This is a genomic window from Idiomarina sp. UBA4206, from assembly GCF_002383015.1.
Taxonomy (GTDB): domain Bacteria; phylum Pseudomonadota; class Gammaproteobacteria; order Enterobacterales; family Alteromonadaceae; genus Idiomarina; species Idiomarina abyssalis.
The window spans coordinates 63275-72737 of record NZ_DFTS01000039.1 but is presented as its reverse complement, the minus strand read 5'-3'; the positions used below and the strand labels follow the sequence as shown (position 1 = coordinate 72737).

The 9463-nt window shown below is 46.9% G+C and carries 8 protein-coding genes; all 8 read right to left on the bottom strand.

Features of this window, described 5'->3' with window-relative positions; genetic code table 11:
* The coding region (locus B3180_RS08415) for an inorganic phosphate transporter (RefSeq protein ID WP_286843992.1) at positions 1 to 351 on the bottom strand (351 nt) is incomplete at its 3' end.
* Positions 352 to 365: 14 nt separating this feature from the next.
* Entirely contained in the window at positions 366 to 1046 is a 681-nt protein-coding gene (locus B3180_RS08410; protein ID WP_054489568.1) for a TIGR00153 family protein, read from the bottom strand.
* Positions 1047 to 1137: 91 nt separating this feature from the next.
* A complete protein-coding gene (locus B3180_RS08405) occupies positions 1138 to 3060 on the bottom strand; it encodes a methyl-accepting chemotaxis protein (protein WP_278360992.1) in 1923 nt (640 codons plus the stop codon).
* Between the two features lie 112 nt (positions 3061 to 3172).
* Positions 3173 to 3958, bottom strand: a complete 786-nt coding sequence (locus B3180_RS08400; protein WP_074930807.1) for a DUF481 domain-containing protein — start codon at positions 3956 to 3958, stop codon at positions 3173 to 3175.
* Between the two features lie 38 nt (positions 3959 to 3996).
* On the bottom strand, positions 3997 to 5061 hold the full coding sequence (gene fba, locus B3180_RS08395; RefSeq protein ID WP_054489570.1) for a class II fructose-bisphosphate aldolase: 1065 nt from the start codon (positions 5059 to 5061) through the stop codon (positions 3997 to 3999).
* Positions 5062 to 5089: 28 nt separating this feature from the next.
* A complete protein-coding gene (locus tag B3180_RS08390) occupies positions 5090 to 6271 on the bottom strand; it encodes a phosphoglycerate kinase (RefSeq protein WP_222235809.1) in 1182 nt (393 codons plus the stop codon).
* Positions 6272 to 6289: 18 nt separating this feature from the next.
* A complete protein-coding gene (gene epd / locus B3180_RS08385; protein WP_286843985.1) occupies positions 6290 to 7315 on the bottom strand; it encodes an erythrose-4-phosphate dehydrogenase in 1026 nt (341 codons plus the stop codon).
* Positions 7316 to 9316: a transketolase gene (gene tkt, locus B3180_RS08380; protein WP_278358421.1), complete on the bottom strand. Its 2001-nt coding sequence runs from the start codon at positions 9314 to 9316 to the stop codon at positions 7316 to 7318.
* Between the last annotated feature and the right edge of the window lie 147 nt (positions 9317 to 9463).

Sequence of the window (9463 nt, the reverse complement as noted above, 5' to 3'; positions counted from 1 at the left end):
CGTGGTTGATACCGGCCAGCCAAGGTAAGAAGCTATCAGCAACCAAAATCCGGCGGCTAATAGCGCTGAGATCATACCAAATACAAGTAGTTCGGGTTGATCAACGAAGTAGCCCGAGTCAATAATGCCTTTGCGGATGGTTGAAGTGACTTCTCCACCTGCCAGGTAAGCACCGGCAAACTCAAAAACCATAGCAATAAGAATTGCCTGTTTTATTGTTAGCGCCTTGGAACCAACCGACGTACCCATGGCATTTGCGACGTCATTTGCGCCAATACCCCAGGCCATGAAGAAACCAAAAACCGCTGCCATCCCGATAAGCAGGAGGCTGTAGCTAGAAATAATATCCATAAATCAGACTCCGCTTAAACGCGTGCTAGCATCAGTTCGAAACGTGCACCGACTCGCTCGGCCAAGTCAGCCAAGTCGCCCACCCAATCCAGAATACGATATAAGAACATCACATCTACCGGGTTCATTTCGAGCTCAATTCCACGCAAGTCCTGACGTAGTTTAATTTGAAGTTGATCAGTATCGGCTTCAATTGCGTCAAGCTCGGCAATGAAGTTGTCGACAAGATCACGTTCGCGGCCTTTAAAGCCCGTCTCCAGCAAGTCGTCAAATTCACCAATGGTTTCACGAGCCTTGTCTGTAGCATCCAGGCAACGACTTAAATACGCATCAAAGTCTTTAACTAATGACTCAGGAATGCTCAATTCACGTCCCGTAACCAGACCGGAGATGTCTTTGGCTTTATTAGCAATTTTGTCCTGCTGTGAAACAAGCTCAAGTAAGTCAGCTCGTTCTACAGGCATAAATAAGCCACTAGGAAGGTTCAGGCGGATTTTACGCTTCATGTCATCCGCGGTGGATTCGTGTTTTACGATGGTTGCGCGAGCGACTTCTGCACTCTGCCAGTCCTTTGAATAAACCGCTTTAAAGAAATCTTTCAACGCATAGGCGCAGCGGTGCACTTCATCCATGTGCTCAATCATCGGTTTGATTGGCGACTTCGCAAATACGCCAAGAAATGAGTTCACTGACATAACATTATCCGATTTTTTTCAGCCGATGTTAGCTGCGGCGAATGTTAGCGAAATCTAAAGATAAAAGGAACCGTAAGATTTAATTAATTACTCATGAATTGAACGCCCGTTCTATTTCGGTTCTTTGAGTATCAACTTGAACCTCTACTTGCCTTAATAGCTGGTAAGCATTATCCATTTCATCCACCAAAAACTTTAACTGACTTGAAAATCCGTCTACCTTTTCTGTTTGTTGCTCTGCTAGCCTGAAAGATTTTTTCGCTTCTTCTGTCGAAGCCTCAGCCTGAGCAGACACCGCATTTGACGTTTTCACTAAATGCTCCACGAATTGTTGCTGAGATGCACTGGCCTCAGCAATTTCCCGATAGCCATCTTCAATCGACAACGACGCTTCAGTTAATTGAATTAAAGAGTCCTTTATTCCCCCAAGTGAGGACTGAGTTTTTTGCGCTAATTGCCTAACTTCATCAGCAACCACAGCAAAGCCACGGCCTTGTTCTCCCGCTCTGGCAGCTTCAATAGCTGCATTCAATGCCAGTAAGTTAGTCTGGTCAGCTATACTCGAAATAATTGATAGCGCGTCTTTAACCTCTTTGACCGAAATATCGAGCTCCGCAGCCGACTGCTCTGCAGCTTTTATTGCCTTTTCATTACGTTCTGAGGCATCTCTTAACTTAAGAGTATGCTGACGGCTCAGCTTCATTGAGTCTTGCGTATCCAGCGCATTCTTTTCCAGCGTGTTGGTACACTGATTTAATTCTTCGGTTAACTTGCTTAGCTCGGCTATCCCATCGATAGTCGTGGACGCTGAGGTCTGTGTACTGGCAGATGACTGAACAATTTGCTGTAACTCCTGTATGACTAGCTTTAGTGCTTCATTGACTACCGTCATTTGCTCAGATTTTTCTTCATCGCGACGTTGGGTCTGCTTCAGTATGCCGTTAAAAAATTGCGCAATCTCAGCCATCTCAGTATCGCGATCAGCATTGGGCAAATAATTAAGCTCTTGCTTGACCAGCAAAGTTTCCATCGCATCACGCAAGCTTCTTAAAGGCGTCAGAACCATACGTTTTAATAACACAAAATTCAGTACTGAAAATACTAATAGCACAGCGACTAATGCCATGAGCAGCAGTTTTATCTGCATCAAGTTAGCTTGCTGGTGCTGTAAAAGCTCTTGTTCTACTTCTACTGCTAAGGATTGAATATTGGCGATATCATCCGATATTGAAGCAAAAGCTTTCCGGCGTGATTGAATCAGCTCTAACGTTGAAGACAGCTCCTGCGGGTAACGCTTAATCAAGCTATTCATTTCCGCGACGATCTTCGGACCCAACTCTTTCGCCTCCCTTGCCACCAGCATCATTGACTGGTCGGGAAGTTCTTCTTTTACACCCAGTTTGGGTAGCTGTTGCAATCGCCCTATTTCTTTTTGTATGGCATTAAGTACCTGGTTAAGCGTCTGCTCTTCCGCCTCACCGCTCGATAAACGTTCCCGTGTATGCACCAGGTCAGCAATTAATAACACTAAGTCACTGCCGATACTTTGGTAACGTTCTGCAGCTGCCGCATTATTGCTACTGCCTTTTTGTACGTAATCAAATAAGCGTGATAACTCGTTAAATAATGACCGCTCTGCATTAACTAACAAGGCAGACTCCTGACCAGACAATTTGCCTATGGCTCGGTAATCTTCAGAAATTCGACTTCGGATTATATCCAGTTGCTCCTGCATAACCGAAATAGATGCTAAATCCAGTGTGTCGAGCTGAGCATTAACCTCATTAACTGATGTCTCTGCCTCATTCAATAAAAGCGCATTGCCAGATTGCAAATAACCACTGAGCTCAGTTACCACCTCAACCATTAACTTTTCTTTTATAGATGAATAAACATTCTGTTGCTGTTCAAATTGCTGTAACTGATTACTAGCCCAAATCAGCACTGACAAAAATAAGAGCGACAGACCTAGCAAAGAAAAGGAAGAGACACGACTAAAAGTTGAAACGCGCATAAACCAGCCCAGTTGAGGATACTGCGTCAGTTTAAGACGGTTTTATGACAGCTTAATGAAAAAAAGCCGCGCTTCATTATGAAGTGCGGCCTTTAAATAACAGCTAAAAACTTTAGAAAGAGTAAACTAAAGTCACAGCGGTTTCTGTATCCAGTTTTTCGATGCTTTCATCAGCAACCTGAGAGTTGTGATTTGCACCAACCGAAAACTTCATAGCCAGAGAGCTATTAATGTTAGCAGATACAGAGAGTTCAGCTTTGCTCTTGGTATTGTCTTCACCAATCTCCGATGACAACAATGCGTTAAAGCGCGAGTTTTCACTGATTTTCCAGTTCAAACCGCCAGCCAGACGCAAAATCATAGAGCCATCAGACTCCACTGGTGGTTCACCTTCAACCTGAACCGGTTTGGTTCGTGAATAACCAGGACCAATTTCATAGTCGGCATAGATGTCTTCGTCGTAGCGATAGCGAGCACCGTAACCGGTTGCTACGGTTGCCTGATATTCAAAGCCACTAAATTCATCTTCTTCATAAGAACCGAAAACAAACAGCGAGTCGCGGCTATCAGGATCAAACTTGTAGTTACTCTGAGCGGATACGAACATCCGGTCTGCAGTTTCTACACTCTCACCAGTTTCCTGATCTTCCTGTTCGGCGGTGTAATAATCAAAGACACCTTTATGGCGCCAATTTTGAATATCGCGCGATGCATTAAATTTACCTTTCAGGCTTTCTGTTTCGGTATTACCAGAAGTGTAAAGCAAGCCAAACTCTGCACTCGCCTCCCACTCTTCAACCGTTTCTGTATCAATGTCATCAGCATCGTCAAACATAAATGTTTGAGCACTCGCTACAACAGGTAAAAACAAACTAGCGAATAATAAAGAAAATCGCACACTAACCTCGTTATTTGTGTCTTTTATAAAGTACTTCGTTACTTAACAATGGCGTCTAATTCGCCATTTTCATAGCGCTGAAACATTGATTCTAAGTTAATTGGCTTAATTTTACTCGCCATACCAGCACAACCAAAGGCTTCATAGCGTGCACGGCAAATATCTTCCATTGCCGTTGTCGCTGCCGCAAAGAATTTACGCGGATCAAAGTTTGACGGGTTTTCAGCCAAGTGCCGGCGAATAGCACCAGTTGAAGCCAGGCGTAAATCGGTATCAATGTTTACTTTGCGAACACCGTGCTTAATACCTTCCTGAATTTGCTCTACCGGCACACCGTAAGTTTCCGGAATTTCGCCACCAAATTCATTAATAATTTTCAGCCACTCTTGCGGTACAGATGATGAACCATGCATAACCAAGTGTGTACCCGGAATGCGACGATGAATCTCTTTAATGCGATCAATGGCCAAAATATCACCAGTTGGTGGACGAGTGAATTTGTAGGCACCATGTGACGTACCACAAGCAATAGCTAGTGCATCCACATTTGTAGCTTTAACAAATTCAGCCGCTTCTTCAGGGTCTGTCAGCAGTTGTTCATGCGACAGCTTGCCTTCAGCGCCAACACCATCTTCTTCACCCGCTTCACCAGTTTCCAGTGAACCAAGACAACCCAGCTCACCTTCAACAGAAACGCCACAGGCGTGCGCCATTTCAACAGTTTGCTTGGTAACTTTTACGTTGTAGTCGTACTCGGCTGGTGTTTTTCCGTCTTCCAGCAAAGAACCGTCCATCATCACAGAGCTAAAGCCCAGTTGAATAGAACGCTGACATACCGCCGGAGAGGTACCATGGTCCTGATGCACAACCACAGGAATATGCGGCCATTCTTCAACAGCGGCCTGAATTAAGTGGCGCAGGAAAGGAGCACCGGCGTATTTACGAGCGCCAGCAGAAGCCTGCACGATAACCGGGCTGTCGGTTGCATCAGCAGCCTGCATAATTGCACGCATCTGCTCGAGGTTATTGACGTTAAACGCCGGGACACCGTAGTCATGCTCTGCAGCATGGTCAAGTAACTGTCGTAATGACACCAGGGCCATAAAAATACTCCTTATTTAAAACTTATGTTCAGGCGTCTTTAGCCCGTTCTTGTAAAATCGCAACGGCTGGTAATGTTTTACCTTCCAGGAATTCCAGGAACGCTCCGCCACCTGTTGAAATATAGCTTATCTTATCAGCGATAGCGTATTGATCAATTGCCGCCAGGGTGTCGCCACCGCCTGCAATTGAAAACGCATCACTTTGTGCAATGGCTTCGGCGATGGTTTTTGTACCATGCCCAAACTGCTCAAATTCAAAAACACCCACTGGCCCGTTCCAGACTATGGTGCCTGCATTTTTCAGCATAGCGGCTAGCTGCTGTGCTGTTTCCGGGCCAATATCAAAAATCATGTCGTCATCTGCAACGGCGTTAACGGCTTTCGTTTCAGCTGTTGCTTCTGCGCTGAATTCCTTACCTGTCACCACATCAACGGGTAATGGAATGTCACCGCCTTTGGCTTTCGCCTGCGCCATTAAACGGGTAGCTTCGTCGGTTAAATCGGCTTCGTATAATGACTTACCAACCTTATGGCCTGCAGCTGCAACAAAAGTGTTCGCAATACCGCCGCCCACAATTAACTGGTCAACAACGCCGGACAATGACTCCAGTACCGTGAGTTTGGTCGAAACCTTTGAACCACCAACAATGGCCACTAATGGCCGCTTAGGGTTTTCCAGTGCTTTGCCTAAAGCTTCTAGCTCACCAGCCAGCAGAGGTCCGGCACAGGCAACTGGCGCATATTTAGCGACACCATGAGTGGATGCTTGAGCCCGGTGCGCGGTGCCAAAAGCATCCATCACATAAACATCACACAAGCCGGCTAATTTTTTGGCAAGCTCGTCGTCGTTTTTCTTTTCGCCCACATTAAAGCGAACGTTTTCAAAAACTACCAGCTCCCCGGCACTAACTTCAACACCATCCAGGTAGTCTTTACACAGGCGGACAGGGCAATCCAGTGCCTCTTTTAGGTAATCAACAACCGGCTGCATAGAGAACTGCTCGTCATACTCACCTTCGGTCGGGCGACCAAGGTGAGACATCACCATAACTTTAGCGCCAGCCTTTAACGCTTGTTGAATACTTGGCATTGCTGCTTTTAAACGCGCATCGGAGGTAACTTTGCCATTTTTTACCGGAACGTTTAAATCTTCCCGGATAAGTACGCGTTTATTACTTAAATCCAAATCAGTCATAGCAATGACAGACATGCGGTATCCTCTCTAAACTTAGTGTTCTATTTGTTCAGCCATCGTCTTTGCTGTATCCAGCAAACGATTAGCGAAGCCCCACTCGTTATCACACCAACACAACAACTTAACCAGCCGCTTGTGGCTGACCCGGGTTTGCGTGCCATCGACAATCGAAGAATGTGGATCATGGTTAAAATCTATTGAAACTAAAGGTTCTTCAGTATAGTCCAGTATACCCGCCAGTTGATGCTCACTTTGCTCACGCAGCACATGGTTTATCTGCTCGATTGTGGCATCATTGTTTAACGTAACACTTAAGTCCATGGCGGTGACGTTTGTGGTAGGCACTCGCACCGCAATAGCCTCAAAACGCCCTTCTAAATGCGGCAGTATACGTTCAATGCCTCGCGCCAGCCGCGTATCCACCGGAATAATAGAACGCCCGGCGGCACGGGTACGCCTTAAATCAGGGTGGTAGGCATCAATAACCTGTTGGTCGTGCATCGCTGAATGAATGGTGGTAATGGCGCCTGAATCAATACCAAAAGTGTCATCCAGCACTTTTATCACCGGCACAATACAATTCGTTGTGCAGGAGCCGTTAGACACGACTTTATGCTCGGCCGTTAACTCTTTTTCATTCACCCCATAAATTGCAGTGAAATCAACATCCGGTTTGCCGGGATGAGAGTACAGTACTCGCTTCACCCCTTGCTGCAGGTAAAGCTGGCCGTCAGCCTGGCTGCCAAATACCCCGGTACAATCAACCACAAAGTCAACGTCATTAGCGCGCCAGTCAACAGCTTCAATCTCGGTTTGATGCGTTAAAGCAATGGCGTCACCAGCGACTGTTAAAGTGTCACCAGAGTGCGTCACTTTTTCTCCAAACCGGCCGTGGCTTGAGTCGTATTTCAGTAAATGAGCTATTGCTTCCGACGCTGCAGGTTCATTAATTAGAACCACCTGCACGCTGTCGCGATAGCCATTTTCATACAAAGCACGCAAAAAGCTGCGGCCAATTCGGCCAAAACCATTAATTGCAATACGAGCCGGTTTGCTCATTTACGCTCCCAGCAAACGTTTAGCGGCAGCCACAGTATTTTCTGCGGTAATACCAAAGTGTTTGTATAAGTCGCCGGCCGGAGCAGATTCACCAAAGGTGGTCATGCCGACGATTTCGCCGTTGAGGCCAATGTACTTGTACCAGAAGTCCGCAATACCGGCTTCAATTGCAACGCGACGAGTAACCTTTGATGGCAACACAGACTCTTTGTACTCAGAATCCTGAATATCAAACACGTTGGTCGATGGCATAGAAACAACACGTACCTTATGGCCTTGTTCTGAAAGTTGCTCATAAGCTTCAACCGCTAAATCAACTTCAGAGCCAGTAGCAATTAAGATGACTTCGGGCTCACCGTCGCAGTCTTTCAGCACATAACCACCACGGGCAATATTAGTGAGCTGATCTTCATTGCGCTCCTGCTGTTGCATGCCCTGACGGCTGAAAACCAGCGCAGTCGGAGTTTTACTGCTTTGTATTGCCGCACCCCAGGCAACGGCGGTTTCAACCGGGTCACACGGGCGCCAGCACTGCAAATTAGGGGTTTGTCGTAAATTAGCCAGCTGCTCTACCGCCTGGTGAGTCGGCCCGTCTTCACCCAAACCAATAGAGTCGTGGGTATAAACAAAGATGCTGGGCTGTTTCATAAGCGCTGACATACGCACAGCATTGCGGGCGTACTCCATAAACATCAGGAAGGTTGCGCCATAGGCTTTAAACCCGCCATGCAGGGTTACGCCGTTCATAATGGCAGACATACCAAACTCACGAACGCCATAAAACACGTAGTTGCCACTGGCGTCATCCGCCGTAATGCCTTTTGCGTCCTTCCATAAGGTTAGATTGGAGCCGGCCAGGTCAGCCGAGCCACCTAACAGTTCAGGTAATTTAGGACCAAACTCATTCAGTACATTCAAAGACGCCTTGCGCGTAGCTATAGCTTCTGGGCTACTTTGCAGTTGCTTAGCATAGTTGTGCACTGTGTTTTCGAAGTTTTCCGGAAGCTCTCCATTCAAACGGCGCTTCAGTTCTTTTGCCAGTTGCGGGTGTTCCTGTTCATAAGCCACCCAGCGTTTGTTCCACGAAGACTCAACCGCTGCGCCTTTATCGACCGCAGACCATTTTTGGTAAACATCAGCCGGCACTTCAAAGGCTTCGTGTGGCCAGTTCAACTGTTTGCGCGCTGCTGCAATCTCGTCATCGCCCAAAGGTGCACCGTGGCAGCTTTCAGAGCCTTGTTTGTTCGGTGCGCCATAGCCAATCACCGTTTTGCAAATGATCAGAGTCGGTTTATCTTCGTTAGCACGGGCTTCATCAATAGCCCGGGTGATGGCTGCTGAGTCGTGTCCGTCGACTTTATTGACTACGTGCCAGCCATAAGACTCAAAGCGCTTCGCAGTATCGTCGGTAAACCAGCCTTCAACTTCGCCATCAATGGAAATGCCGTTATCATCGTAAAACGCGATGAGCTTACCTAAGCCTAAGGTGCCCGCCAGCGAACAAGCTTCGTGAGAGATGCCTTCCATTAAACAGCCATCACCCAGGAAAGTGTAGGTGTGGTGGTCAACAATTTCGTGGTTTTCACGATTAAACTGCGCGGCTAATACTTTCTCGGCCAGTGCCATACCTACCGCATTTGCAAGCCCTTGCCCCAACGGGCCGGTGGTAGTTTCCACACCAGGGGTATAACCATATTCAGGGTGACCCGGGGTTTTTGAGTCTAACTGACGGAATTGCTTTAAATCATCAATACTCAGGTCATAACCTGAGAGGTGTAACAGCGAGTAGATCAGCATTGAGCCGTGCCCGTTTGATAAAACAAAGCGGTCGCGGTCAGCCCAGCCCGGGTTATTAGGGTTATGTTTCAGGTAGTCACGCCATAACACTTCGGCGATATCTGCCATACCCATGGGCGCTCCCGGGTGGCCGGACTTAGCTTTTTGAACTGCATCCATACTAAGCGCGCGGATAGCATTGGCGAGATATTGACGATCTGACATGAAAAACCCCCTGGAAGATGAAGAGCAACTTGCGATGCGCGTATTCTCCACATTTCAGGGGGTACAAGCAAATTTATAGGCAAAATTTTGTTTAAATATCAGCCTGTAAATCGGCGGCTTTGTCCGTTTGCTCCCACGGCAGGTTAT